This is a genomic window from Fibrobacter sp. UWT3, from assembly GCF_900230125.1.
Lineage (GTDB): Bacteria > Fibrobacterota > Fibrobacteria > Fibrobacterales > Fibrobacteraceae > Fibrobacter.
In genome coordinates, this window is the sequence record NZ_OCSS01000001.1 from 1,549,118 (window position 1) to 1,574,954 (window position 25,837).

Genomic DNA, 25,837 nt, shown 5'->3' on the forward strand with positions numbered 1-25,837 from the left:
TTTCTATCTTTTGTTATAAAAGAAAGGAGGAAAACATGATAAAAAAATTATCCATCTGTCTTACATTCTTAGCATTTATCGCCTGTGGAGATGACGAATCCAGCACATCGCCAGCACAAGAACCTTCCGAAAGTTCCAGTAGCGCAGAAGAATCCAACCTAAAGGAATCTTCGAGCTCCGTATCAGACAAAGCTGGTTCAGAACAAGGTAAAAGTTCTGCGACAAACAATGAAAAGAGTTCATCTTCAACTGACCTCAGCAGTTCCAGCACCATTCCCACGATGGAGGAATGCATCACGAGCGTCCGCTATAACGAAGTCATTTCCTCCTGGGAAGAGTATCAGTCATATAAAGGCAACAACTGCGATAAAGAAGGTTACGTCCTGCTGACGGAAGACGACAAGATATTGGTCACCTGTAAAGACGGAACCTGGTATCCCGAAATAATCAAGCCCTGCCCTGCAGGAACCGAGAAAAGCAGTTCTTCCTCGGAACTGCCTAAGTCTTCATCTTCAATTGCAATTTCATCTTCAGCGGTGCAGAAATCCTGCCACCTATACGACAAGGCTCCCACGGTTATCGGCTGTGAAGGCAAGTCGAAGCCCAGTTGGAAATTCCTGAACCCGGACGTCAAATACCACTGTCTGGAGGACGAACGCGACGGTCAGTTCTACGCCACCGTTAAAATCGGAGAACAGACCTGGATGGCGGAAAACCTGGCTTACGCCGACGAAGAAAAAACGCCCAACCTGGCAGGCAACCATTGGTGCGATGCGGATGCAGACAGTTGCGCCCTATACGGGCAGCTCTATAATTTCATGGGCGTCATGAATTTCAATACCGACGAAATGATGGTAGCGGGTTTAATTAAGGACACCCTTTTCGGAACATGGGAAAATCCCCAGCAGGGAATTTGTCCTAGCGGTTGGCATGTTCCCACGATTTCTGAATGGATGACCTTGGGCAAGGCCGTTGGCGCGGAATGCGAAGACGAAAACGAGACAAGTTACCCAGATTGCACGGGAGGCATCGTAAAACTGAGATCCACCTGCGGATGGGAATACGACTCTGACGGGAACGAAGACATTGCGACAAACGAATTGGGATTTACACTCCTCCCAGTCAGTGACACCTACGGCTCGGAACTTTTCCCCAACGGGAAGCGCGCATACGTCTGGACATCTACCGCCAAATATTGTGACTATTGCGCAAACAACCAAGCATTAGCTTACCACATCTTTGCAACCACTGGCAAGGACTGGTTCAGAGTCGATGATGGGACCCTGCTTGTTCGAGGTCGCAGTCTGCGTTGCGTAAAAGACTAAACCCAGTCTATTTTTTCTATCTTTACGCCCGAAAATTCAACCTATAACCCCAAGAGACTATGCTTTTCAATTTCGACATGATCCAGGGCGTCTATGCCCGCATTCCCGCCCGCGTTGAAGCTGCCCGCAAGCAGCTGGGCCGTCCGCTCACCCTCGCCGAAAAGATTATCTACAGCCACCTGATTGATGGCGCAGAGAACAGGACTTACGAACGCGGCAAGGATTTTGCCGAATTCCACCCCGACCGCGTGGCCATGCAGGACGCTACTGCCCAGATGGCCCTTTTGCAGTTCACCACCGCCGGTAAGGCCCGCGTGGCAGTACCCAGTTCCGTGCACTGCGACCACCTGATTATCGCCCGCGAAGGTGTCGAAAAGGACCTCCCCCGCGCGAAGGAAGAAAGCAAGGAAGTTTACGGCTTCTTGCAGTCCGTTTCCGCCAAGTACGGCATTGACTGCTGGCTCCCGGGTGCAGGCATCATCCACCAGGTGGTGCTTGAAAACTACGCTTTCCCGGGCGGTATGATGATCGGTACCGACTCCCACACGGTGAACGCTGGCGGTCTCGGCATGCTCGCGATTGGCGTGGGCGGTGCAGACGCTGTTGACGCGATGGTCGGCCTTCCGTGGGAACTCAAGTACCCGAAGATGATCGGCGTGAAGCTCACCGGCAAGCTCCAGGGCTTCGCTACCGCCAAGGACATCATCCTCAAGCTCGCCGGCATCCTGACCGTGAAGGGCGGCACCAACGCCATTATCGAATACTTCGGCGAAGGCGCACGCAGCCTCTCCGCTACCGGCAAGGCAACGATTGCGAACATGGGTGCTGAAGTGGGCGCAACCTGCTCCACCTTCAGCTACGACGATTCCATGAGCCGCTACCTCAAGGTGACCGGCCGCGCCGACGTTGCCGCCGCCGCCGACAAGATTGCAGAACACCTCAAGGCCGACCCCGAAGTCGAAGCCGAACCGGAAAAGTTCTTTGACCGCGTCGTGGAAATCGACTTGAACACGCTCGTGCCGCACTTCAACGGCCCGTTCAGCCCGGACCGCGCCTACGCCGTGACCGACATGGCCGAAAGCCTCAAGGCCACCGAAACCAAGCCGGAATCTACGCCGGTCGTAAGCGCCGCCCTCATCGGTTCTTGCACGAACTCTAGCTACGAAGATTTGTTCATGGCAGCGAACATGATCAAGCAGGCCCTCGCAAAGGGTCTCAGCCCGAAGTGCCCGCTCCTCATCAACCCGGGGAGCGAACAGGTGCGCTACACCGCCGAACGCGACGGCCTCATCGACTTGTTCAAGCAGTTCGGTGCAACCATCATGACGAACGCCTGCGGTCCTTGCATTGGTCGCTGGGACCGTGCCGGAGCCGACAAGAAGGAACTCAACACCATCGTCCATAGCTTCAACCGCAACTTCGCCAAGCGCGCCGACGGTAACCCGAACACTCACGCATTCGTTGCCTCCCCGCTCATGGCCGTGATTGCAGCCCTCAGCGGCGACATCCGCTTTAACCCGATGACCGACACCCTCGTGAATAGCGTTGGCAAGGCCGTGAAGCTCGACCCGCCGGAACAGTGCGAACTCCCGCCGAAGGGCTTCGAAGTCAAGGACGCCGGCTACCAGGCTCCGGCCGAAGACGGTTCCAAGATTACCGTTTCCATCAACCCGGAAAGCAAGCGCCTCCAGGCCCTCGCTCCGTTCGCCGCCTGGGACGGCAAGGACATTGCCGGTGCCCCGCTCCTCATCAAGGCGAAGGGCAAGTGCACCACCGACCACATCTCCATGGCCGGTCCGTGGCTCAACTACCGCGGTCACCTCGAAAACATTTCGAACAACATGCTCATCGGCGCCGTGAACGCTTTCAACGGCGAAACGAACAAGGTCCTCTGCCAGTGCGGTGAATACAAGGAAGTCCCGGAACTTGCCAAGATTTACAAGGCCAAGGGCACGGGTTCCATCGTCATCGGTGACGAAAACTACGGCGAAGGCTCCAGCCGCGAACATGCCGCCATGGAACCGCGCTTCCTCGGCGTGAAGGCCGTAATCGTGAAGAGCTTCGCCCGCATTCACGAAACGAACCTCAAGAAGCAGGGCATGCTCGCCCTCACCTTCAAGAACGCCGCCGACTACGATAAGATTCAGGAACAGGACGTGTTCGATATCGTCGGCCTCACCAAGTTCGCTCCGGGTTCCGAGTTCACGCTCGTCGCCCACCACAAGGACGGCTCTGTGGACAACATCGCCCTCAGCCACACCTACAACGAACAGCAGTGGGCATGGTTCAAGGCGGGTTCCGCCCTCAACCTCATCCGCGCGAACAACAAGTAAGCAAGGGCACGCCTATGGAGCCGGAATTCAGCACCTTTACAGACCCCAGGGACGGCCACACGTACCGTACCGTAAAGATTGGCAACCAGGAATGGTTCGCCGAGAACTTCGACTATGACTGCCCGGGCAGTGTCGTTTACGAGAACAAGACCGAAAACGAGACTCAGTACGGCAGGCTATACACCTGGGCGGAACTGATGGGCTTCGACGGCAAGATGAACGACAATGTCGCATTCACCACCAACGAGGAACGCAATGCCACCTACAGGGGCATCGCTCCCGAGGGCTGGCACATTCCGAGCGATGCCGAATGGAAGGAACTCAAGGCGTATGTCGATAGCATCGCCGATACCGAATTCGGGACCGCGCTCAAGTCCAGGAAGGGATGGAAAAAGGACCCAGACGGCTGCCCCGCAGGTGCCGACGAAGTCGGGTTCAACGCCCTCCCGTCGGGCCGCCACATGCCCAACGGGGAATACCTCTACGGCGGCAAGGGCGCGCACTTCTGGACATCTACCGAAGTCGACAAGGTTTACGCCATCCGCTGGGGCGGCACGTATGCCGGCGAAGAGTTCACCGGTTTCAGGACGTACAAGGCGCAGGCCCTCGCGCTCCGTCTGGTAAAGGACCGCTAAGCGCGCTCAGATAAAATAACTTGCAACGCAGTTGCAACTCCGTGACAAATAATTAAATTTGTCTTGATTACTAAACGGAGTGTATCGCAATGCAAGGCAATCGTGAAAACTGGGGTTCCAAGCTGGGCGTAATCCTCGCAGTCGCGGGTTCTGCCGTCGGGCTCGGCAACTTCTTGCGCTTCCCGGTGCAGGCGGCCACCAACGGTGGCGGCGCCTTTATCATCCCCTACCTCATCGCTTTCGTGTTTCTCGGGATTCCCCTCGCGTGGATGGAATGGAGCCTCGGGCGCTATGCGGGCAGCCACAACTACGGCACCGCACCGAGCACGTTCCACATCATTTTCCACAAGAAGAAGGGCTGGGCCAAGCATCTCGGGTCCATCGGACTCCTGCCGCCCATCTTCATCGTGTTCTACTACGTGTTCATCCAGTCCTGGATTCTCGCGTTCGCATTCTATTCGCTCAACGGCACCCTCATGGAGAAGGTCGCCCTCGGGCCCGAGGCGGTCACCCAGTTCTTCAGCGACTTCATCATGCTCAAGACCTGCGTGGGCCCCGTTCCCGTAGCCCTCATATTCTTCCTCATCACGTTCGCCTGCAACATGGGCGTGCTATCGTTCGGCGTGCGCAAGGGCATCGAGCGCGCAAACAAGATATGCATGCCCATCCTCCTTATCATGGGCCTCATTCTCGTGGCACGCGTGCTCACGCTCGACGGTATCGGCAAGGGTCTCGCCTTCATGTGGAACCCGAACCTCTCCGAACTCGCCAGCCCCAAGGTGTGGATGGCGGCCGCGGGCCAGGTGTTCTTCACCATGAGCCTCGGCATGGGCATCATATTCTGCTACGCAAGTTACCTCAAGCCCAAGGAAGACCTCACGCTTTCTTCGCTTACCGCTAGCGCCACGAACGGCTTTGCCGAAATCATCATCGGTGGTACGGTCGTCATCCCGATAGCCGTGCTTATCGCGGGCGCAAACATCGAGCAGTGCGCAAAGCTCGGCACCTTCGGGCTCGGTTTCCAGACCATGCCCTACGTGTTCGGAACGCTCCCGCTCGGTGGCCTGCTGCAGACCATCTGGTTTGCGATGCTCTTCTTCGCCGGCATCACGAGCGCCATCTCCATCATCCAGCCGCTCATCAGTTTCTGCGAAGACGACCTCAAGTTCACCCGCAAAAAGTCCGTGGCGACCATCAGCACCATCACGTTTATCGGTAGCCTCACCGCCATCTTCGGGCTTGCCGCAGGTACGGTCGACGAACTCGACTTCTGGGGCGGCACCTTCCTGCTCGTCGTGTTCGGAGCCATCCAGGCCATCATGTTCAGTTTCGTGCTCGGGCGCCGCAAGGCGGTCATCTCGAACGAATCGTTCTACCAGGGCGAAGACACCATCGACGACCCGAACGAGAACGTCGCCTTCGGTCTCATGAACGTGGGCGCAAAGCTAAAGCTCCCCCGCTTCTTCAGGCCCATCATCCAGTACGTTTGCCCGGCATACCTCATTATCCTGCTCATCTCGTTCACGTTTACAGACGGCCTCCCGATTATCACGCTCAGCAACATCGCCGACACGGCGAAGGTCACCTTCCTCGGTATGGAATTCCCGCAGAAGGGCTTCACCTGGGCGTTCCGCGGGTTCCTGCTGCTCGTCATCGTGCTCCTGAACGTTGCAATCGCATACGCATGGCGCAAGGGCGGCACCGCAGAACAGGGCCGTAACGCAGGCATACAGAAGATGCCCATGGGCAATTCCGACGAAACCGATACACAGAAGGAGGCATAACATGGATGCAGAATTCACCACCAGCGGACTCGTTTTTATGCTCTCGTCCTGGGCGGCCATCATTGGACTGTGCGTATTTTGCTTTGTCAAGGTGTTCAAGAACAAGTAGGCAATAATTTTTGTTATCTTGTACACGAATAACAGGAGAACTTTATGGATATCAAGAAGAAAGTCGAAGAACTGGCGCTCACCCTACCCGAATGCCCCGCACCGCTCGCCGCATACGTGCCCGCGACGCGCTTCGGCAACGTGATTGCGGTATCGGGCCAGCTTCCTTCCGTAAAGGGGGATTTTTCCGCCTATTGCGGCACCGTCCCGAACGAACTTTCCATTGAAAAGGCTACCGAAGCCGCCCGCATCTGCCTCCTGAACAACATCGCCGCCGCCATGACAAAACTCGAACACGGCGAGACCCTCAAGCTCGTGCAGATGCAGGGCTTTGTGCAATCCGCCGCGGACTTCCACGAACAGCCCGCCGTGCTAAACGGCGCTAGCGAACTCGCTGTCCAGATTCTCGGTGAAAACGGGAAGCATGCCCGCACCGCGGTCGGCGTGAGCGCACTCCCGAAGAACGCGGCTGTCGAAATCAGCTGCACGTTCGAGGTAGTCCCCGAAGAAATGCGCTTTACTGGGCGCATGAACTGGATTGGCTAGGCTTGCCCGCTATCCGCGCTTAGTTCATGTCGAGCGCGGATAGTTTATCCTGCATTTTCTTGTTTTCTTTCTGGAGAGAATCGACCTGGACCTGCAGAGCCTGTATCTGGCCCTCAAGTTCTACTTTCTTCGATTCGAGCAGGCGGATTTCGTTCTCTACTTCGGGATTAGAGCAGGCGAAACACAAAAAGGTCGCGATAATTGCCAATAAAATAACATTTAACCTTGTCATGTCCAAAATTTAATTATAAATATGGGACAAGAAGAACAATCTGCGGAAAAAGGTATTATGATTAACAAGGTCTGGGAATGGTTTAACGCTCAAGGCTACAAGGGCTCCGTATCGGTCTGCGATCCGAAGGCGCTCAGGCTTTCGACCCAGCCCGCATTTACCTGCAAGGCAAACACTCCCGACGACGACACCTTTATCTACGAGCAAATCTTCGAAATCGACCCCGACTACCGGGTTGCAGCCATCATCAAGGAAGCAGCCGGAATCCCCGCCCGCGAGTGGCTGCCCGACGACGCACAGGAACCCGCAGAAATTTCCTTCGAAGGCACACCCGACCAGATACAGGGACGCATCGACGACGCCATTCTCGAAGGCCTCGCCCACAAAAAAATTCTCCGGATCAGGGAATCCGGAGCAATCGTGAAATTCGGGTATAAGATCGAAGATCTTTTCTAGGACTTAGCCTGTTCCTTTTCTGCCTTAATTTGTTTGTGAATCTCTTTCAGGATAAACGGTGAAAGAATCACGATGGCGACACCTACCGTGACGAAGGAATCCGCGACGTTGAACGTCGGGAAGCGCGTCATGATAAAGTCGGGCAAGTCGCAGTCGATAAAGTCCACGACCATCTGGAGGCGCATGCGGTCGATGAAGTTGCCAATCGCACCGCCGAGAATCATCACCACGCCAAGGCGGCTCATCCAGTCGCGCTTGTCGATATTTTTGTAAAACCAGCCCATCACTACGACGGCGACAAGCGATATCAATATAAAGAATACGGTCGGCGAAAGGAACGGCATCAGGTCTTGCGGGCGGCTGCTGAACGCGGCGCCCTTGTTGAACACTAGTTGGAAGCGCAGGAACTCGCCGAGGATGTTTATCACGTCATGGTTCGGCGCGCCGGTCTCGTTCGTGAACCGGGCAAGCGCCCACAGTTTCGTGAGCTGGTCAGCCACAATGCTAAAAACGATTACGGCAATATGGAACGGCCATTTGTTGTAGAACTTCATACGTTGCCTTATACTCTTAATTTCACAGGGAGATCCTTCGACTTCGTGCTACGCACTCCGCTCAGGATGACATCACCCCTTTTTTCAATTGCAAATAGTTTCTCTCGATCCAGCGGTCGGAAAAGAAATGCATCGACGTGGACTTCACAATGCGCTTCACCGTATCGCGGGTAATCTTCTGTTTCTTGTCGGCGGCAAACAGGCCCGAGCCGTCGCCGATAAGTTTCATGTTCTCCGCAGCCATAAAGAGCGGCCACAGGCAGAAGAGTCTGGTGCGCATCTTCACGTTCGGCACGAGCTTCGTGTACGCGATGGCATCGTCCAGGTGCCCCCACGCCTTCTTCACGAGTTCTTCCATCACGGCGGCACGGCGTGCCTCGAAATCGGCCCGCACCTCGTCTGCTACCCCTACCGGCAAGTTGAACATGTCGTAGGAATGCTCGAAGCCGTGGCGGTGGCAAATCTCTTCGGGCACAAAGCACACCCTGCGGGTCGAATCCTCCATGCAGTCCTTCACGATGTTCGCCACCTGGAGCGCAAGCCCGAAACTCACGTCAAGTTTTTGCATCTCGGCCTTGCGCGCATCGCCAATCAGGCAGGTATCTGCCGCAAACAGGTTCGTGAGCAGCTTCCCGACAATGCCAGCAACGTAATAGCAGTACTCGTCCAGGTCGGCGACACTCTCGAGCGTGAACCAGCCGGAAGAGAGCGCAGCCTCCTGCCTAAGCGCAAACTTCGCCATGCCATGGCACATCTCGATAGTCACGGCGCGCACGGGGGCGGCATAGACCTCGGGCAGTTCCTTCAGGAGCGGCACCACCACGTGCGTATGCAGGCACAGGTTCATGTACGGGTGGTCGGACTTGCGCCAGCTTTCGGGGAGCGCATCCTCGAACGCGGCAATCGCCCCATCGGGCAAATCGGCGGTCCTAAAAATCTCGGCGAATTTCCCGAGCAGCACCTCCTTCTCGGAGGCCTTCATGTCGGGGTCGTCTTCCACCGTATCGGCTATGCGCAGGTACAGGTACGCAAGCAGGATGCTCTTGTGGAGCCGTCCCTTGAGCACATTGATATTGAGCGCGAACGTACGCGAAACGTGCAGCAGGATTTCCTCGGCGTAAAGCCACGCCTTCTTGCCTTCGAGCACATCCTCGCCCATTCCAAGTGAATCAAGTATATTCGCCATTTTCTAGTTACTAGTTATTAGATGTTAGTCATTAGTTATTAGTTGAAGTCAGGCGGCATTACCGTGAAAAAAACTAATGACCATTGACTAATGACTATTGACCTTGTACATAAAGTTATAAAATCCTAATCACCCTTTTGTCCGTCACCCTTCGACATTCGCGCCAAAACTAGTACATCGTCTCGGCGTAGACATCGGGCGGAATCTTCTTCGTCTTCGCCATCGCACTCACGTACTTCCAAAAGCGCCTGTGTTCCTGCGCATGGCGGAGCTTCTTGTTGTAACTCCAGATAGTACGGTTGTGGATATCGGGCTCGCTCATGAACGTGCCCTTGCTTTCCGTCTCATAGCGCACCTTGCGGTATTCCAAGAAATATGCGGAGGTGAACATCGCGGCAATCCTGCCCATCGCTATACTGTAGAGCACTGCAGCCAGAATCATCGCCGGGGCAATCGCCACAAGGCCGTAGACCGGCTCGCAAATGCCGAACCTGCGGAACAGCCAGCATACGCTCACCGAGAGCGCGACCGAGGCAACGAGCGAGAACACGAAATTCAGCAGACGGAGCTTCGCCTTACGGGAATGGATTTCGGCAGACGAGCCCGAGACATACGCCCATCTTTGCCCCTTCTTGACCATCTTATGCATAAAAAGCGGGTACGAGAAACGCCAGAACCAAAAATAGAGAGCCACCCACAGCAAAAGGGGCAGCCATATCACGTAATCAAGTTTATCAAGGTATTCCATACGGGCTCAAATATAGAAATTTCGGCAAAAAACAAGGCCCAAAACAGGCTGGCAGAGAATCGGGCCAAAACCGCCGGCGCGTGCCAAAGCAGTCCGTTAGTTTGTACAAAATGCCGTTTTTCGGGGAGTTTCCAGGCCCGGAAGGCGGGTCGAGCTGCCCACCGCACGCCGGAATTCATAACTTACGGTGTATCAAGGACTTACGGTGCCGGTCCGACCTCGAAAAAGGCCTTTTTCAGGGTCACCTCGCCAGACTTATCAACATCAAAGCATATTTTTTATAAATTTAGAGTCCAACTGTTGATAGATTTTCGTGTCCCGGAAACTGCCGGACAAGGGATAGAACGCGTTATGCAAGTCGAATGGGAAAGATGCCTGAACTACCTGCGCGGAATGCTCTCCGATTCCGTCTATAAGACTTATTTCGCCCAGACCAAGATGGTAAACCAGACCACCGGTCACGCCGTCATTTCGGTGCAGCCCGGACTGGATACTAAGGTCTATGCCGCATACAAGGAACTCATCAAGCTCGGCTGGAAGGAAGCGACCCACAGCGAGACTCCCATGGAATTCGAGTTCCAGCCGCAGGAAGTAGCCCCGAAGGCAGCCACCGAGACCGACAACAGTTTCAGGGATTTCCTCAAGCCGAGCGTGCCCCTCTCCCCCAGTTTCCGCTTCGAGAACTTTGTGCCCGGCGACAAGGCGCAACTTGCATTTAATGCGGCAATTGCTGTCGCAAAGACCCCCGACGGCTCGCAGTACAACCCGCTGTTCATCTACGGTTCTTCGGGCCTCGGCAAGACTCACCTGCTGCAGGCCATCGGCAACTACGTGCTCGAGGAAGACCCGAACAAGCGCGTGTGCTACCTTACCAGCGAAGACTTTTCGCAGCAGTACATGAAGTGCCTGCGTGACGGTCGCGTGACCGAGATGAGCGACTTCTACCGTAACGAGGTGGACATTCTCCTCATCGACGATATCCAGAACTGGACCGGCAAATACGAGACGCAGAACGAGTTCTTCCTCATATTCAACGCGCTGCACCAGGCCGGCAAGCAGATCGTGCTCACCTCCGATGCACCCGCGGGCGAAGTGAAGAACCTCTCCGACCGCCTCGTGAGCCGCTTCTCCTGGGGCCTTACTGTGGACATCCAGCCGCCCGACGTGGAAACCCGCGAAGCAATTCTCCACAAGAAGGCCGAAGAACGCCACCTCGAAATTAGCGACGAGGTGCTGCACTTCCTCGCCGAAAAGATTGCAAGCAACGTACGCTGCCTCGAAAGCGCCATCATCAAGCTCACCTTGCAGTCGAGCCTGATGAACCACGATATCGACATGAGCATCGCGCAGAAGGTCGCGGCAGAAATCGCCCCGACTCTCCGCCGCCGCGTAAGCCTCGACGCCGTTCTCCACACGGTGTCGCAGCACTACGAGGTTCCCGAGGCCAAACTCACCGAACCCGGCCGCGGCACCAAGGAAATTTCCAAGGCCCGCCAGGTCGCGATGTATCTCATGCGCGAATGTTCCTCCATCAGCCTGCAGAGCATCGGCTCTCGCTTTGGCGGCAAGGACCACTCCACCGTGGTTCACGCCATCAAGAGCGTCAAGAAGGAGATGGAGACGGATGCCGCTTTTGCTCGCCTTATCGAAGGCCTCAAGAACGCCATCCACGACTAATTTTTATATTTGACACACCCATCGACGACCCGGGAAAACATCCCGACAGCCGCCAGACGAGAACGGATAAACCTCCGGCTTAAAAGGCATATAAAGGCAATACGATGGACATCAAGATTCTACAGCAGCCCGATGACGTAACGTGCGGGCCGACCAGCCTCCAGGCGGTCTACAACCACCTCGGCTACAAGATTTCTTTAAAACAACTGATTTCTGAAATTGAATTTTTGGAAGACGGCGGAACGCTCGGCGTGTTCCTCGGCATCGATGCACTCAAGCGCGGTTTCAAGGTCACGCTACATTCGTACAACCTGACGCTACTCGACCCCACGTGGAGCACGCTCAGCATGCCGGAACTGAAGGCAAAGTTAGAACTGCTGCACAAGGCAAAGCACGCGCCCAAGCTCCGCAAGGCCATCGAGGCGTACATCCGCTTTATCGACCTGGGCGGCAAGGTTGCATTCGAGGATCTGCGTGCAGCCATGTTCGAGAAGTACTTCAAGAAGGGCGTTCCCGTGCTCTGCGGGCTTTCGGCCACCTACCTGTACCGCAGCATGCGGGAATTCACCGGCAAGGACGACAAGTCCGTATTCGACGACATCCACGGCGAGCCCATGGGGCATTTCGTCGTGGTGTACGGCATCGACGAAAAGAATCAGTTCATGGTGGCCGACCCCGACGGCACCAATCCGTTACACAAGACGCCATACTACAAGGTGGACAAGTTCCGCCTGCTCCACAGCATCTTGCTCGGCGTGATGACCTACGACGGGAACGTTTTAGTTATAGAGAATAAGAAATAAAGATTCCCGGTCGTCCCCGTCAAGCGAGGACAGGCGCCGGGAATGACAATTTGAATAATCATGAAGAAACTTATAGTTGTAAACAATCCCAAGCACTGGAAGTTACACGTTCCGGGCATAGACATCATCTCGGCACAGGACTACCTGATTTCTAGCAAGTACACGAACGAGCGCAACCTGCGCGTATTCAACCTTTGCCGCGATTACAGTTACCAGAGCAAGGGCTACTACGTGTCGCTTTTGGCCGAGGCCCGCGGGCACAAGGTTATCCCGGGCGTCAAGAATATGCGCGATTTCAAGGCCCCGGCCGTAATCAAGCACATCTCCGACGAAATCGATAACCTGATTCAGAAGAGCCTGCACAAGCTTACCGGCACAGAATTCGTGCTCTCGATATACTTCGGGCAGAACGTGAGCCCGCAATACCTAGAACTTTCACAGGAACTCTACCGCCTGTTCCAGGCCCCGCTCCTGCGCGCGAAATTCGTGTTCAAGCAGAAGTGGTTCATCCAGAGCATCCGCCCGATTTGCGTGGACGAGATTCCCGAATCGCACATGGAATTCGTGGACAAGTTCGCGCAGGAATACTTCGAGAAGACCCGCTACGCCTCGAGCAAGGAAGAGGATTACCTGTACGACCTCGCCATCCTCACGAACCCGGACGAAGTGGAGCCGCCGAGCAATGCGGAAGCCATACAGCACTTTGTGAAGGCGGCGGAAGATACGGGATTCCGCGTGGAGATGATTACCCGCAAGGATTACCCGCGCGTGGGCGAATTCGACGCGCTGTTTATCCGCGAGACGACAAACGTGAACCACTACACCTACAGTTTTGCACGCCGCGCACAGTCGCTGGGCATCGCCGTCATCGACGACCCGGACAGCATATTGCGCTGCTCCAACAAGGTGTACCTGCAAGAACTGATGCAGGCGGCAAAAATACACTCGCCCAAGACGATTATCGCGCATGCAGAAAACCGCCACACGCTCGCCAAAGAAATCGGGTTCCCGATGGTCATCAAGTCGCCGGATTCGAGCTTTTCAATGGGCGTGAAGAAGGCGACCAACAAGGAAGAACTCGAGCAGATTCTGGACGAGATGTTCGAGCACAGCGACCTGCTGATTGCGCAGGAGTTCACCCCGACGGAATTCGACTGGCGCGTGGGAGTGCTCGACGGCAAGCCGCTTTACGCCTGCAAATACCACATGGCGAAGGGCCACTGGCAAATCTACAACTGGGAAAGCAACGACAAGCAAAGCGAAGAATTTTCGGGTAAGTGCGAAAGCATCCCCATCGAGATGGTGCCGCACGGAATCGTAAAAACCGCCCTCAAGATCTGCAGCCTCATCGGCAACGGCCTCTATGGTGTCGACCTGAAGGAATGGCACGGCCACCCGATTGTGATTGAAGTGAACGACAACCCGAGTATTGACGCGGGCATTGAAGATGGCGTTGGCAAGAGCAAGGTCTACCTCGCCGTGATGAGGTCACTGCGCCACCGCATCGAAGAACGCATGAACGCCGCCCAGCATAAACTGCAAATGCACGAGAAGGAATGGTTCTGATGGCCAACTACAAACTTTGGCAACGTTACGGCATCGAGATGGAATACATGATCGTGGACAGGAACACGCTCGATGTGCTCCCGCGTGCGGACGTGGCCCTCGGAAAAGACAAGAACGGCGAGCAGCTCTCGGACGTGGAACACGGCCCCATCGGGCTTTCGAACGAGCTCGTGAGCCACGTGCTGGAATTCAAGTGCGCAGAACCCGTCGATAGCCTCAAACACCTGGGCAAGACATTCCATCACGAAATCGTGAAGGCGAACGAGACGCTCAAGAGCATCAACGCAATGCTTTTGCCCACGGCGGCGCACCCCTTCATGGACCCCGCCGTAATGCAGCTCTGGCCCTACGACTGCCTTGATATCTACCAGGCATACGACCGCATTTTCAACTGCAAGGGGCACGGCTGGGCGAACCTGCAATCCACCCACATCAACCTCTCCTTCAATGGCGACGAGGAATTCGGCAAATTGCACGCAGCCATCCGCGCACTGTTGCCGCTGATTCCCGCAGTAGCGGCCTCCAGCCCGTTTTTGGACAGCAAGTACTGCGGTTACCTGGACGGACGCATAGAAACCTACCGCCACAACCAGGAGAAGATTCCGAGCATTACGGGCAAGGTAATTCCCGAAGCGGTATTTACCTACAAGGATTACGAGGAGCAGATTTTCAACCGCGTGAAGGCGGATATCGCGCCATACGATCCCGAGCACCTGCTGAACCATTTCTTCTTGAATAGCCGCGGAGCCATCGCCCGCTTCGACCGAGGAGCCATAGAAATCCGCCTGGTCGATATCCAGGAATGCCCCGATGCAGACATCGCGATTGCCGAATGGGAAGTTGCCGTACTCAAAGGGCTTGTAGAAGGCGCATTCGCAAGCGAAAATGAAATCCGTGCGCTCGATACGGACGCTCTTGCAAAAATCCTGCTTGCCACCACGCATTCTGCAGAAAAGACGGTGATTAGCGACCGCGACTACCTGAAAATCTGGGGGATTGACGCAAGCGAAATCACCGCAGGTGAACTTGTCCATAAAATAACGGACAAGGTAAAGAGCAAGATTAGCACGCACTCGCAGGAACTGCTCGCCAAAATGTTCAGACGTGGCACGCTCGCCAGCACCCTCGTGAAGAACGTTGGTGCAGACCCCGACCGGGACGACTTCGTGTACGAATACGGCCGGCTCGCCCACTGCCTCGCAGAGAATAGACTGTACGGAATTGATTGATGAAACAGGACGCGCGCGAAATCCTTATCCTCACTTGCGAGCACGCGAGCAACAAGTTGCCCGCAGCCTTCCGAAACGCCGTACCGGCAGGCGTCCTAGAGACGCATCGTGCCTACGACATCGGGGCACTCGCCATCTTCCGCAAGCTGGTGAAATTCGCCAAGCCCGAATTCCACTGCGAAGGGAAATTCTCGCGCCTGTTCGTGGATTTGAACCGCACCATTACAAACAAGAGTGCATTCAGCGATTACTACAAACAGTTCGAAGCTCGCGACAGGAGTGCGGCAGAAAAGGCGAAAGCGCAAGCCACCGCCTACTGGATGGAGTATCGCGAGAACATCGAAAAATTCGTCGCAAGTTCGCTGAGCCAGCCGAAGCGTGTTGCAAAATCCGCGACAAGCATCGTTCACCTTGGAATCCACAGTTTTACGCCCGTATTGAACGGTAAAAAACGCAATACCGACATCGGAATCCTATACGACCCGAGCCGCCCTGCCGAACGCAAACTCGCGCAGGTCATCAAGGCCGAAATAAACAGGCTGCACCCTGAAATGAAGGTGCGTTTCAACTACCCGTACAAGGGCACATCCGACGGGCTTACCACCACCCTACGCAAAAAATTCGGCCCGCGATACGCAGGCCTCGAAATCGAAATCAACCAGAAGTTTTTCCTGTAGGTTGCTCAACGCTACATTTCTTCGTCAGTATTTATCCTTTCCGAGGATATTTCCACTCCATCCTCAAATTTCTGCTTTGCCCAAATTTGTCCATTTTCACGGTAATACCTTTTTATACCGTGTAATTTCCCTTTCCTATAGGGTTCCTCGTATTTTTTGCGACCGGACTCATCGTATTCTACCTCTGTTCCATGATGCACCCCGTCTTTATAATTCGTTATTCTAAATTTCTTCCCTGTTGGGTAATACCAGAAATCCGTTCCATTGCGTTTACCATTCTTAAATTGAATTTTATTCGCAAGTTTTCCGTTTGAATGATACGCTTTCAAGACCTGTACGTAAGCGGGAACGACAACATCTCTATCACGAATATTCAAATCGGTAACATAAATTCCCTTTTTAGCATTTTCAGGCTTCAAATCGTCTGAAGTAATTTCATAGACGGAATCAATAGGACAACCGTTATCCATGATAAACTTTTTCAGCGCGCTTATATTATGCGACAAGACTGAATTACTTCGCACCACAGATTTATTTATTCCCATACTATAATCATTGAAATTAACAATAGAATCAGGATTTCCGCACCAGTTTAGGGCCCAACCGGAATCCATCAAATCCTTGTGACGGGACTCCAGAAAAAATCCACCAGGATCGCACCCGCACAACCCTGCCAGTTCCAACTTTTGAAACTCATTATTGACTTTTCTCGCATACAGGGAATCGTCAATAGACGCAAACAATTCCTCCATCTGCGGATTATTTCTCAAATCGAGGGCATTGAGGAAAATGGCACAGCCGCCTTCGCACGCAGAGCGGCCATCGCAAGAAAACGAGAGCGAAAATGAACCCAACAAAAAAGCAAAAAGCTTTACAAATGTTCCTGATTTTACCATCAGGATAAATATAAATCAATTTAATCTGCCGCTCACGCGGTAACGGTATTCGCGTCCGTTTTTCTTGACGCGGACAAACAGGGACTGTTCCTTCGAGTCAAAGTAGAGTCGCGGTTTCTGCGAATCCATAGCACGCTTGCCCGTAAGAACCGGATTAATCGTCGTCGAATCGTCCCCGGGGCCTACCGACGTAGAATCGTCAGCGACCGTGTACCACTCCGCATCCTCGATGCTCGCAGTCGCATCGGTCGGGGGCGTCGTGAGGTTTGCACCGTAGTTCGCGTTATTCAGCATGCCGTCATCGACCATGCCATAGAACACGCCCTTCGTAAGTTCCTTCGTGAAGTTGTTCTCGAGGTCGCCACGAAGCTGAGCCGTGCCAGAAAGTTTCTTGCCGTTTACCGCCCACATCACGCCATAGACCTGCGCGTAGTCCGTCACGGTGGTGTTCACGATAATCGAAATCGCCCCCACCTTCGCGTGCCCGCTAATCGTGCCACTCACGAGCCACGCATCTTCTTCCAGCACGGCATCGTCGGAGATTGTGCCTGCGGTTACGAGCGCACGCCCGCGGACAGTCGCGTTCCCGCTAATCGTCCCGCCGTTAATGACCGCGAAATCCTCGATTCGCGCGTTCCCCGAAATCGTTCCGCCGTTCACGACTGCATCGGGGCCCACATATACGCTCGCATCGACTTTCGCCTTGCTGCTCACGAGGCCGCCGCCGTTGCTATGCTGCTTGTAGCCGCTCGCATTCGCGGGCTTCCAGAAATCCTTGTTGTAACCCTCGGGAGCGCCGTTTTCTACTTCGATCATGTACGGGTAGCGGAAAATGCTGTAGTAGAACTGGTCCCAAAGAATCGTCTGCATCTCGGTCGGCGTTGCGGTAACAGCCAGCCACAATGCCTTGTCGCTATCCTTCGTCTCGATTTCCAGGTTGAATCCCGTGCCATGCTTCATCTCGCTGTAGCGCGGCGTTCCGTCACTGCCCTCCGCCACAAGGCCTACCGTCCAGCCCGAAGCCGGATCCGGCAGCTTATCCGGCGCGTAGTTGCACCACCTGTACGTCTTGCCCATGTAGTAATCCGTATTGTCGCCAAAACAGGTGTAACCGTTCACGGTCGGCTTGTCCTGCACGATTCCGCGGAACTTGACCGTGACCTTCCCCGCCTTTTCGGGGTAGATGCGAACGAGGTTATAGCCCCAGCGCTGCGGCGCCCAGTAGCTTGGCGAAATGTAGCGGTCCGCGCACTCCTCGCCCGCCGCACATTCCATCTTGTTCAGCATGGTCACGCGCGTATGCCTGCGGTAGTTGTCGCCCCAGCCCGAGGCGTCACGGCGGGTCGCGAACTCGTAATCGCCCCACGACTTCTTGTACAAGGTCTTCTTCGCGGGAGCGTACTCGAGCGTCGCGTTCTTCATCGCAAACTTGCCGAATTGCTGGTTCAGGCTGTCGAGCGTCCATCCGTACACCATCATCATCGCGGTAAAGGGCGTCTGTTCCATGCGGCCGGCTTCCCCATCGCGGATGGATTCCATCCATATACGGTTTACCTCGTGCGCGCCCTTGTTACCGCCACCGAATTCCTCCTTGAGGTGCTCGAAGAACTGCCAGTTGCAATAACGGTCACGCGTAGAGCCGTAGTAGAGGAACGGGTAGTTGATGAGGTATTCCGCACAGTGGGCATCATTCGGGTTGTACTGGTGCGCCATCCAGTTCGCATGGCATTCCGCAAACCAGCCCGAATGGCTGTTGTTGCCCATCCAGCCCGCCACTCCCTGCAGGCCGTGCGCAAACTCGTGCGATGTCCCCCAGTAATCCTTGAGGGAGCCCACACCAATCCACATGCCGGGCCCGTATTCGCCATTCAGGCCCTTCACGTAGTCCTGCCCGCCGTAGAGCGCAGCCATCACGGAGTTGTCGAACACGTAGATGTTGCTCTTGAGTTTCTTATCCGGGCTCTTCGGGAACGGAAGCATCCAGCCGAGCGAATCGATGTAGAACGAAAACACCTTCTCGAGCGACTGTAGCACGCCCTGCGCATCCGCCGTAGGGATAGACACGTTGTTTGCCTGCCCGTCATCCGTCTTGGGCTTCTTGCAGACTTCGAAATGCTCCGATTCGGCAATCAGCGTAAAGCCGTTGCTTGCGCACTGGTTTACCCACTCGATGGCCGCGGCGTTCGAAACCAACCCCGCCACGGCAAACCCAACCAACATCCTGTTCAATTTCATTGCGTACTCCAATTAATACCGCACAAAAATCCCGACACACCCGCGCCGGCTACTACTGAATTTATCCTTTTTTCGCAAAAAAAGAAGGGCTCCGGATTATTCCGGGCCCAAAAGCGTGTAAAATCCGTGCAGAAACTACTTACCCTCATATAGGGTTGATACTATTTGCTCAAAACTTTTTAGAAGTCTGCCGTTCAAATCGTATTGCTCTGCATTTTCCTGTATGGAATTTTTCCATTTTTCCGCGCAAGCGGAACCTCCATGGCAGGCATCCATTTGGTACAGTTTATAATACCGCTTTTTTCCTGATTCCTTTCTATAGCCGTATATCCTGCTGGCAACATCGCCGCTCCCTTGGGGGAATAAGGGCCGAGCCCTCTCTAGGTCTTCTGTCGGAAAGTCTCCTTTATTGAATCCATACTTTTGACAACGAAGGCGAAACGGACACAGTGTTATAGAATCGCTATTGTCAAAAAAGAAAAGAAATTCACTGCCTACATCGACAGCATCCCAATTACGGGAATAAACCAGGTAATAACCGTCCAGCGACGAATCCAGTTCCGAATAATATTTCAGATATCGAGCAAAATCATCGTCAAGGTCAGCGCGAGACTCATCGTCAATGGGAAATTCCCCATACATGTAATCAGTATGAGCCGAATAACACCCCAGCAAGAATAGACAGAGCAGCAGTAAACGAATCATACGCAGTTCAAGCCTGTCCGTGCAGAAACCTAGCGCCCCAGTTTCTTGAAGTCGGGCGTGAGCTTCGCGCAGGCGCTGTCCTTCGGGGCGCTGCGGTACAGCACGAGTTCCTTCTCGAAGAACCCCTTCGTAGAAGCGCTCACGCTCCACTTGCTCCCCGCGGGGCAATTTTCCAGCAGGACCTTCGAAACCGCAGTAAAGCGGCCGCCCGTTACCTTGTAGTCAAATGCACTTGTCGAGAGCGAGTCGGGAACCTGCAGGGCCGCCGCATTGCCAATCGCCTTGCTCTTCGCGTAAAACGCCTTCTGGGCTTCCATGTACTCGACGGCCTTCTGCTGCATTTCCGCGATGGAATCGGAAACCGACGCGGCCTTCACCGTCTCGTGGCAGCTGCGCACCGCAAAAAAAGCAACCACAACCGCCACCATGACAGCAACCGGCAGGGCAATCTTCTTGAGCGGGACATTCCCCACCTTCGCGAGAATTTCGCGCAGGGATTCGCCCGATTCCTCCGGAACGGCCTCGCCCGTTTCCCACTTGAGCAGCCTGAGCGCCACAAGGACATGCACGAACTGCTTGGGCAAGGCAAGCCCCAGCGCCGCGATTACAAGCAGGACAATCGCTATCACCATGAATACGGCCAGGGCGCTTTCGGCAGACGGAAGCAAGCCCTGAACCTCCTTAAGGAGCGATAGAAGCTGTTTGTCCTCGGCAAAGTTCTGCGAGGCGAAACGCCCGGTGAAGTTGTTGTAGCGGGCAAGCCCGAGCTTTACACCGTCGGTAGCCATCACGAGTATTGCCGAGAGGGCGCGTTCAATAAACAAGAACACCATGCCCACAAGCGCTATCACGCAGGCAATCAGCCGCGCCGTCCGTACCGGAGTCAAACCCGTATTTTTCGCATTATCAATCATCAACAATTAATCATCAATCATCAATTATCAATTATCAATTATTTACCCGCCAGTTCTTTCGCGAGTTTCTTCGCGGTCGTAAAGTCAGCCTTGCCGGTACCGAGCTTCGGCACCTTTTCCACTGCATACGCCACCGCAGGCAGCATAATCGGCGGGAACCCGGTCGCACGCAGTTCAGAAAGCACTTCCTTCGGGTCCTTATCACCCTGGTAAAGGAGCACAATCTTCTCGCCCTTCGCGGAATCCGGAATCGAGGTCACCACGTAGTCGCAGCCCTCGAGCACCGGCGTATCCTGAATCTTCTTTTCCACGGCACCGAGGCTAACCATCTCGCCACCGAGCTTGGCAAATCGGCTGTAGCGGTCCACAATCGTGAGGAAGCCGTCCTCGTCGAGGAAGCCCTTGTCGCCCGTGCGGTAGTAGCGCTTGCCGTTAATCATCGTAATCACGCTCTTGGTGCGTTCCTCGTCCTTGAGGTAGCCCACCATCACCTGGCAACCACCGATAAGGATCATGCCCGCCTCGCCCGTAGGCAGCGGCTCGTTCGTATCGGGGTCCACAATCAGGAACTGCGAGCCCGGGAGCGCCATGCCCACCGTACCCGGCTTGTTGTTCACCTGCATGGTCATGTAGTCGCTATGCAGGTTGTTCTCGGTATTGATACTTGCCACCGGGGCCGTTTCGGTACAGCCGTAGCCCTCGTAGATTTCCTTGCCGAACTTGAGGCGGAACGCGGTCGCAAGTTCGGGGCGCAGGGCTTCAGCACCGGCGATAATCAGGCGCACGTACTTGAGCGCCATCGGGTGCACGTAGCGGCTAATCGTAAACGCACGCAAGAACGTCGGGGTCGCCACGAACGCAGTCACGCGGAATTCCGCACAAACGCGGGCCATCGTCTTCACGTCGGTCGGATCGGCCACCGTCACAATCGGGCAGCCTTCCGTGAGGTTCAAAAGCGTTGTCACCGTAAGGCCAAAGCTATGGAACAGCGGGAGTTCCGAAAGCATCACGTCGGCACGGGTCACATTGAAAATACAGGCAAGCTGCTGGATGTTGCCCATGAGGTTCCTGTGGCTCAGCATCACGCCCTTCGGGGTTCCCTCGGAACCCGAGCTGAACATGATGGCCGCAATGTCATCCTGCTTGACGCGCTTGCGGAACAGGAGCTTGATGAGCCAGCACGGAGAAACGATGCAGAACACGATAAAGAACGCAATCTTCGCCTTCGGGATAACCTTCATGAAGTCTTCCGCATAGAAAATGCGGAGCTTGTCGCTTGCAATCTGCGAGTAGTCGTTCCCGCGCATCTTGAGCTTTTCCACGAACTGCCTGCTCGTAATCACCGTCTTCACGTCAGCGCGGGCGGCGCAGAACTTTACGTTGTCCACAGAGGAGGTGTAGTTCAGGTTCACGTTCGTCTTGCCCAAGAGCCAGAGAGCGAGGTTCACGATGACGCCTGCCGGAGAAGGCGGCAACATGATGCCCACGTTCTTCTCGTCGGGGCCAAGAATCTTCTTCAGGTGCCTGCTGAACGCGATAACCGCGCCCATCAGCTTGAAGCCGGAGAAGTGCCCGCCATCGGGATTGTATATGGCAGGGCCGTGCTTCACGTACTTCTTGTAGGTGCGAATCCAGCTGTCGCCGATAGGCTTCACGAACGAGACCGCATAGTTCCAAGCGCTTATGGAAATGTTGCGGATGATGGTGCGGACCTCGTTTGCCGGTGTAGTTGCGGGAATGGGCTCGCCAAACGCGACGGTCACGGTACGTTCTGCCGAGGCGCCGTACATGTTGGAACCGCTATAACTGTAGTTGGAGCCCCACAGGCCCTGGATGTAGAACGGCACGACCTGAGCGTCGGTGCCCTCTACCGCCTTCGAGTAGTCGATGCTGAACGGTTCAACGTGCGGGGAACGGGCAACCTCGCCCGTCGGGAAAATCACTACCGCGTGGCCCGCCATGAGCTTCTCGTGAATCTTCTTCATGGCGTCTTCGGGGTGGCGGTTATCGATACGGATGCTCCCCAAGCGCTTGAGCATGGAGCGCAGGTACCACTTCTCGAAATGGTCCTTGTTGCTAGCGATGCACAGCGGGCGCGGGCAGGCCATCTGCACCATAGCCCAGTCAATAAAACTGTGGTGGTTACCGACCAGGAGCACCGGACCGTCGTTCGGGATATTGCCCACGTTGAGCACGCGAATCTTGTAACGGCTGAACACCAGGCGCAACAGCGAGCGGACAAGCGCCTGCGGAAGGTTCAAGATAGACCAGTAGAACACGCCCACCGAAATGAGCGCGAGGCCGATAAAGTAATACGGCGGTTCAAGAGACGTGTAGCGGACCAGCGAGGAATAGATGAACAGGAACACCACGAGCACAAGAGCCTGTATCATGTTCGCGAGCGCAATGACCCAGCCCGAATTGTTGGGACGGGTGTTGTACTGCAAGAGCGCATTCACCGGAACGAGGAACATGCCACCGAAGATACCGATTGCCGTGTAGAGGATAGAAAGCGCCACCGGATGCACGAAGAACGGGATAAGGAACATGCAGAGCGAAGCACCTATCATGCCGAGCGGCACAAAGCCCGTCTCGATGAAGTCCTTCGAGTTATGTGCCGCAATGATAGACCCCACCACGAGGCCCACAACAGCAAACGCAAGGTAGTTCTGCATGGTGTTGACTGTCTGCGAACCCGAAACATCCTGGAACACAAGCAGGAACACCTGGGCAAGAGCCCAGAACATCGAGAGCGCGATAATGGAGGCACGTAGCGTGCGATGACGCCAGCCAAAGCTCAGGCGGCGACGGGCTACGGAGAACTTGATATTCTTGTCGTTGTACTTGACCTTCGGGATAAGGAAACTAGCGACCGTACCGAGCACGCTCACCGTAACGAGAATCCAGGGAATCACAACCGACTTCGAAATAATGGCCCCGACCGCCTCATAGCGCACGAGCGCCTGAAGGTCGATAAGGTTCACGCCAACAATGGCAAGCCAGCTCGAGGCAATTATGCCAATCAGGGAGAAAATCTGCAAGAAAGCGTTCGCGTAACTCAGGTTATGGACGCCAAACATCTCGCGGATAATGGCGTACTTAGCGGCACTGTGGACAGCAAATCCCGACGACAGGCCAATGGCAAGCCAGAAGGCGACTCGCGGGCAGTCGCAGGTCACAAGCACCGCCTGCGCCGTCACAAACAGGGTCATAAGGAGCGAGGACCACGCAAGCACCTTGTTCTTGGAGAACCGGCTCGTGAAGAACCCCGCCGGCCAGATCATCAGCACGAAGGGCGCAACGAAGAAAATCTGGAGCATGAACGTCTGCCAGGTCTGGCCGCTCTCCGCATTGGAAAATGAACCCGAGAGGATTTTCTGGGCATAGATGAACACGCCCATCTGCACAAACGCCGTTGCTAGAATTGATAAAAAATAACGGACGGAGCCTTTAGCTTTCCACATTTTTAATTCCCTGTATGTCAGCCTTATTAATTAAGACTGCCCCAAATCTAGAAAAGTAGCCCGCACTTTCTAAAAAGGGCACTAAAAGTCAGGTAAGAAAAACACGCGGGAGGGGCCCCCGCTCGGAGTTGCGAAGGCCGCACGGGCCCCTCCCTGCACCCTCCCCATCCTGGCGCAAGCGCCAACCCTACGGCTCGGCCATAGCCATACCAGTATGGCTGCGGCTCTCGCCTTGACCGGTGGTGGCCGACGCCTTCCATACGTTAAACTGCATCGTTTATTGCTGAAATTAAACGATGCAGTTCAAATATCTAGAATGTTTATTTTTGGAGAAAAAACGAAATTGCTGGGCTAGCCTTTCATCAATTTCTCAATTTCCTTGATTTCCCTGGGAATCGCGGTAGAGATGTTCTCGAAGCCGTTCTTCGTAATGAGCAGGTCGTCCTCGATACGGATGCCAATCTTCTCGCGATAGCGCTTGCCGCCTATCGTGGCCTCGAATTCGCCATAAAGCCCCGGCTCGCACGAAATGAGCATGCCCGGTTCGAGGACGCTATCCAGCGAACGCGACCCCGGAGCCCCCTCGTGAATCTGCTCGCCAATAAAGTGGCTCACTCCATGCGGGCGCTTGTCGTAGAGCAGCTTGAACTTGCCCCTGGCTCCCTTCACCAGGCGGGTATCAAGTTCGCGCATGATGTATTCCCACGGGATTCCGCCGATTTCCCGCAGGCTTACGCCGGGCCGTACCGCCTTCTGGTACTCGCGGGCGGAATCGAGCACAATCTGGTAGAGCATCGCCTGCAGCGGGTCAAACCTGCCCGATGCAGGAATCGTGCGGGATATATCGCTATGGAGGGTATCGTACCGCACGCCGAAATCCAGGAGGATCAACTCCCCCTTGTTAATTTGTTCGTCATTCTTCACGTAATGCAGGCAACAAGCGTTCGCGCCACCCGCACATATCGTCGGGAAGGCAAGGTCGCCATCGCTGCGCATCTGCATCTCGTAGTTGAGCGTGAGGTACAATTCCCGCTCGTTCTGCATGTTTTTCACCTTCGGGAGCACCGCCCTAAACGCCGCATCCGTCGCCATCTGCGCCTCGCGGGCATCGGCAATGCGCTCCGGCCCGAGCACGAGCCTGTCTTTCCAGTGCAGTTCGGCAACGGACCGCAACTTCATCGAAAACCTCGACATGAAACGCCCGTACTTGCGGTAGAACCTGTCGTTATGGTCGCCCTGGAGCGTATCGAAATAGAGCGCGTAGGCAAAGCCCGTCTTCGCGTACTTCTTGCACAGTTTCTCGAGTACGGCATCGAATTCTTCGACCGGCCGCACGTCCCTGATTCCCGTCAGTCTCGCGACATCGCTGTCCTTTTCCAGGTACCCGAGGCGCTTGCCCACCCAGAATTCCTTGAACGGGTCCTTGCGCGGCACAAACAGGGTTTCCGACTTGCTTTTCGGGTCCAGCACCAGGTAACAGCCCGCCTGGTTTATACCCGTAAGGTAGAGGAACGAAGGTTCCTGCACAAAGCGCGTCCAGGTCTCGGTAAAAGCCTCCTCGCTCCCCGGATCGCGGGGCATACCCGCAAAAATGCAGAAGGAATCGAGATTTTTGAGCATAAACTGCCGGCGGCGGGCATAAATCGCCCTGGAATCGTAATCCGGCGACGAAATAAACACCTGGGAATAGACTTTTTTGAGGTTTTTGAGCGTTTGCATGTATAAAATTTACCTTTTTTACACTTTTTTCTCCATAAATTATAT

At 55.0% G+C, this 25,837-nt stretch carries 21 protein-coding genes; 11 read left to right on the top strand and 10 right to left on the bottom strand.

Annotated elements, in window-relative coordinates; translation table 11 throughout:
• Positions 1–35: 35 nt before the first annotated feature.
• From CRO08_RS06745 to CRO08_RS06765, 5 genes are all read left to right on the top strand, one after another.
• Positions 36–1,325: an FISUMP domain-containing protein gene (locus CRO08_RS06745; RefSeq protein ID WP_097035544.1), complete on the top strand. Its 1,290-nt coding sequence runs from the start codon at positions 36–38 to the stop codon at positions 1,323–1,325.
• A gap of 59 nt (positions 1,326–1,384) precedes the next feature.
• Positions 1,385–3,658 carry an aconitate hydratase gene (locus CRO08_RS06750; RefSeq protein WP_097035545.1) on the top strand — a complete coding sequence of 758 codons (2,274 nt, stop codon included), beginning with the start codon at positions 1,385–1,387 and terminating at the stop codon, positions 3,656–3,658.
• A gap of 14 nt (positions 3,659–3,672) precedes the next feature.
• The gene (locus CRO08_RS06755; RefSeq protein ID WP_176495080.1) at positions 3,673–4,293 is read left to right on the top strand and encodes an FISUMP domain-containing protein; all 621 of its coding nucleotides are present in this window, start codon (positions 3,673–3,675) and stop codon (positions 4,291–4,293) included.
• Positions 4,294–4,382: 89 nt separating this feature from the next.
• Complete coding sequence (locus CRO08_RS06760) at positions 4,383–6,077, top strand: sodium-dependent transporter (RefSeq protein WP_097035547.1); 1,695 nt, start codon at positions 4,383–4,385, stop codon at positions 6,075–6,077.
• A 153-nt stretch (positions 6,078–6,230) separates the two neighbouring features.
• The gene (locus CRO08_RS06765) at positions 6,231–6,731 is read left to right on the top strand and encodes a RidA family protein (protein WP_097035548.1); all 501 of its coding nucleotides are present in this window, start codon (positions 6,231–6,233) and stop codon (positions 6,729–6,731) included.
• A gap of 19 nt (positions 6,732–6,750) precedes the next feature.
• On the opposite strand, the gene CRO08_RS06770 is transcribed toward CRO08_RS06765, so the two are convergent.
• The gene (locus tag CRO08_RS06770; protein ID WP_139258695.1) at positions 6,751–6,963 is read right to left on the bottom strand and encodes a hypothetical protein; all 213 of its coding nucleotides are present in this window, start codon (positions 6,961–6,963) and stop codon (positions 6,751–6,753) included.
• Between the two features lie 57 nt (positions 6,964–7,020).
• Between CRO08_RS06770 and CRO08_RS06775 the strand changes: the two genes are divergently transcribed.
• Positions 7,021–7,419, top strand: coding sequence for a hypothetical protein (locus CRO08_RS06775; RefSeq protein ID WP_141398264.1), 399 nt, complete (start codon positions 7,021–7,023; stop codon positions 7,417–7,419).
• On the opposite strand, the gene lspA is transcribed toward CRO08_RS06775, so the two are convergent.
• From lspA to CRO08_RS06790, 3 genes are all read right to left on the bottom strand, one after another.
• Positions 7,416–7,973 carry a signal peptidase II gene (gene lspA / locus CRO08_RS06780; protein WP_097035550.1) on the bottom strand — a complete coding sequence of 186 codons (558 nt, stop codon included), beginning with the start codon at positions 7,971–7,973 and terminating at the stop codon, positions 7,416–7,418. The two genes, CRO08_RS06775 and lspA, sit on opposite strands and share 4 nt — an antisense overlap.
• Positions 7,974–8,034: 61 nt before the next feature.
• Positions 8,035–9,159: a squalene/phytoene synthase family protein gene (locus CRO08_RS06785; RefSeq protein WP_097035551.1), complete on the bottom strand. Its 1,125-nt coding sequence runs from the start codon at positions 9,157–9,159 to the stop codon at positions 8,035–8,037.
• A gap of 169 nt (positions 9,160–9,328) precedes the next feature.
• Positions 9,329–9,907, bottom strand: a complete 579-nt coding sequence (locus tag CRO08_RS06790; RefSeq protein ID WP_097035552.1) for a hypothetical protein — start codon at positions 9,905–9,907, stop codon at positions 9,329–9,331.
• A 351-nt stretch (positions 9,908–10,258) separates the two neighbouring features.
• On the opposite strand from CRO08_RS06790, the gene dnaA reads away from it, so the two are divergent.
• The 5 genes from dnaA to CRO08_RS06815 all read left to right on the top strand — a co-directional run bounded on the left by dnaA (position 10,259) and on the right by CRO08_RS06815 (position 15,859).
• A complete protein-coding gene (gene dnaA / locus CRO08_RS06795; RefSeq protein WP_097035745.1) occupies positions 10,259–11,584 on the top strand; it encodes a chromosomal replication initiator protein DnaA in 1,326 nt (441 codons plus the stop codon).
• 104 nt (positions 11,585–11,688) lie between these two features.
• Positions 11,689–12,387, top strand: a complete 699-nt coding sequence (locus CRO08_RS06800) for a peptidase-C39 like family protein (RefSeq protein ID WP_097035553.1) — start codon at positions 11,689–11,691, stop codon at positions 12,385–12,387.
• Between the two features lie 60 nt (positions 12,388–12,447).
• Entirely contained in the window at positions 12,448–13,953 is a 1,506-nt protein-coding gene (locus tag CRO08_RS06805; RefSeq protein WP_072810637.1) for a RimK family protein, read from the top strand.
• Entirely contained in the window at positions 13,953–15,182 is a 1,230-nt protein-coding gene (locus CRO08_RS06810) for a glutamate-cysteine ligase family protein (RefSeq protein WP_097035554.1), read from the top strand. Before CRO08_RS06805 ends, CRO08_RS06810 begins: the two co-directional genes overlap by 1 nt.
• A complete protein-coding gene (locus CRO08_RS06815; RefSeq protein WP_097035555.1) occupies positions 15,182–15,859 on the top strand; it encodes an N-formylglutamate amidohydrolase in 678 nt (225 codons plus the stop codon). Before CRO08_RS06810 ends, CRO08_RS06815 begins: the two co-directional genes overlap by 1 nt.
• Positions 15,860–15,870: 11 nt before the next feature.
• Here CRO08_RS06815 and CRO08_RS06820 read toward each other — a convergent pair whose 3' ends face one another.
• The 6 genes from CRO08_RS06820 to CRO08_RS06845 form a co-directional block, all read right to left on the bottom strand.
• On the bottom strand, positions 15,871–16,755 hold the full coding sequence (locus tag CRO08_RS06820; protein WP_097035556.1) for a toxin-antitoxin system YwqK family antitoxin: 885 nt from the start codon (positions 16,753–16,755) through the stop codon (positions 15,871–15,873).
• Between the two features lie 15 nt (positions 16,756–16,770).
• On the bottom strand, positions 16,771–18,990 hold the full coding sequence (locus CRO08_RS06825) for a DUF6055 domain-containing protein (protein WP_255252265.1): 2,220 nt from the start codon (positions 18,988–18,990) through the stop codon (positions 16,771–16,773).
• 135 nt (positions 18,991–19,125) lie between these two features.
• Positions 19,126–19,695 (bottom strand): hypothetical protein, encoded by a 570-nt coding sequence (locus tag CRO08_RS06830; protein ID WP_141398265.1) that lies wholly within the window; start codon positions 19,693–19,695, stop codon positions 19,126–19,128.
• 29 nt (positions 19,696–19,724) lie between these two features.
• Complete coding sequence (locus tag CRO08_RS06835) at positions 19,725–20,609, bottom strand: hypothetical protein (RefSeq protein ID WP_097035558.1); 885 nt, start codon at positions 20,607–20,609, stop codon at positions 19,725–19,727.
• Between the two features lie 38 nt (positions 20,610–20,647).
• Positions 20,648–24,073 carry an MFS transporter gene (locus tag CRO08_RS06840; protein ID WP_097035559.1) on the bottom strand — a complete coding sequence of 1,142 codons (3,426 nt, stop codon included), beginning with the start codon at positions 24,071–24,073 and terminating at the stop codon, positions 20,648–20,650.
• Between the two features lie 351 nt (positions 24,074–24,424).
• Positions 24,425–25,792 (bottom strand): aminopeptidase P family protein, encoded by a 1,368-nt coding sequence (locus CRO08_RS06845; RefSeq protein ID WP_097035560.1) that lies wholly within the window; start codon positions 25,790–25,792, stop codon positions 24,425–24,427.
• Positions 25,793–25,837: the final 45 nt, after the last annotated feature.

What these genes read in the sequence shown, in the direction of transcription:
- CRO08_RS06745 (WP_097035544.1), top strand. Translation starts at nt 36, where the DNA reads ATGATAAAAAAATTATCCATCTGTCTTACATTCTTAGCATTTATCGCC.
- CRO08_RS06750 (WP_097035545.1), top strand. Translation starts at nt 1,385, where the DNA reads ATGCTTTTCAATTTCGACATGATCCAGGGCGTCTATGCCCGCATTCCC.
- CRO08_RS06755 (WP_176495080.1), top strand. Translation starts at nt 3,673, where the DNA reads ATGGAGCCGGAATTCAGCACCTTTACAGACCCCAGGGACGGCCACACG.
- CRO08_RS06760 (WP_097035547.1), top strand. Translation starts at nt 4,383, where the DNA reads ATGCAAGGCAATCGTGAAAACTGGGGTTCCAAGCTGGGCGTAATCCTC.
- CRO08_RS06765 (WP_097035548.1), top strand. Translation starts at nt 6,231, where the DNA reads ATGGATATCAAGAAGAAAGTCGAAGAACTGGCGCTCACCCTACCCGAA.
- CRO08_RS06770 (WP_139258695.1), bottom strand. Translation starts at nt 6,963, where the DNA reads ATGACAAGGTTAAATGTTATTTTATTGGCAATTATCGCGACCTTTTTG.
- CRO08_RS06775 (WP_141398264.1), top strand. Translation starts at nt 7,021, where the DNA reads ATGATTAACAAGGTCTGGGAATGGTTTAACGCTCAAGGCTACAAGGGC.
- lspA (WP_097035550.1), bottom strand. Translation starts at nt 7,973, where the DNA reads ATGAAGTTCTACAACAAATGGCCGTTCCATATTGCCGTAATCGTTTTT.
- CRO08_RS06785 (WP_097035551.1), bottom strand. Translation starts at nt 9,159, where the DNA reads ATGGCGAATATACTTGATTCACTTGGAATGGGCGAGGATGTGCTCGAA.
- CRO08_RS06790 (WP_097035552.1), bottom strand. Translation starts at nt 9,907, where the DNA reads ATGGAATACCTTGATAAACTTGATTACGTGATATGGCTGCCCCTTTTG.
- dnaA (WP_097035745.1), top strand. Translation starts at nt 10,259, where the DNA reads ATGCAAGTCGAATGGGAAAGATGCCTGAACTACCTGCGCGGAATGCTC.
- CRO08_RS06800 (WP_097035553.1), top strand. Translation starts at nt 11,689, where the DNA reads ATGGACATCAAGATTCTACAGCAGCCCGATGACGTAACGTGCGGGCCG.
- CRO08_RS06805 (WP_072810637.1), top strand. Translation starts at nt 12,448, where the DNA reads ATGAAGAAACTTATAGTTGTAAACAATCCCAAGCACTGGAAGTTACAC.
- CRO08_RS06810 (WP_097035554.1), top strand. Translation starts at nt 13,953, where the DNA reads ATGGCCAACTACAAACTTTGGCAACGTTACGGCATCGAGATGGAATAC.
- CRO08_RS06815 (WP_097035555.1), top strand. Translation starts at nt 15,182, where the DNA reads ATGAAACAGGACGCGCGCGAAATCCTTATCCTCACTTGCGAGCACGCG.
- CRO08_RS06820 (WP_097035556.1), bottom strand. Translation starts at nt 16,755, where the DNA reads ATGGTAAAATCAGGAACATTTGTAAAGCTTTTTGCTTTTTTGTTGGGT.
- CRO08_RS06825 (WP_255252265.1), bottom strand. Translation starts at nt 18,990, where the DNA reads ATGAAATTGAACAGGATGTTGGTTGGGTTTGCCGTGGCGGGGTTGGTT.
- CRO08_RS06830 (WP_141398265.1), bottom strand. Translation starts at nt 19,695, where the DNA reads ATGATTCGTTTACTGCTGCTCTGTCTATTCTTGCTGGGGTGTTATTCG.
- CRO08_RS06835 (WP_097035558.1), bottom strand. Translation starts at nt 20,609, where the DNA reads ATGATTGATAATGCGAAAAATACGGGTTTGACTCCGGTACGGACGGCG.
- CRO08_RS06840 (WP_097035559.1), bottom strand. Translation starts at nt 24,073, where the DNA reads ATGTGGAAAGCTAAAGGCTCCGTCCGTTATTTTTTATCAATTCTAGCA.
- CRO08_RS06845 (WP_097035560.1), bottom strand. Translation starts at nt 25,792, where the DNA reads ATGCAAACGCTCAAAAACCTCAAAAAAGTCTATTCCCAGGTGTTTATT.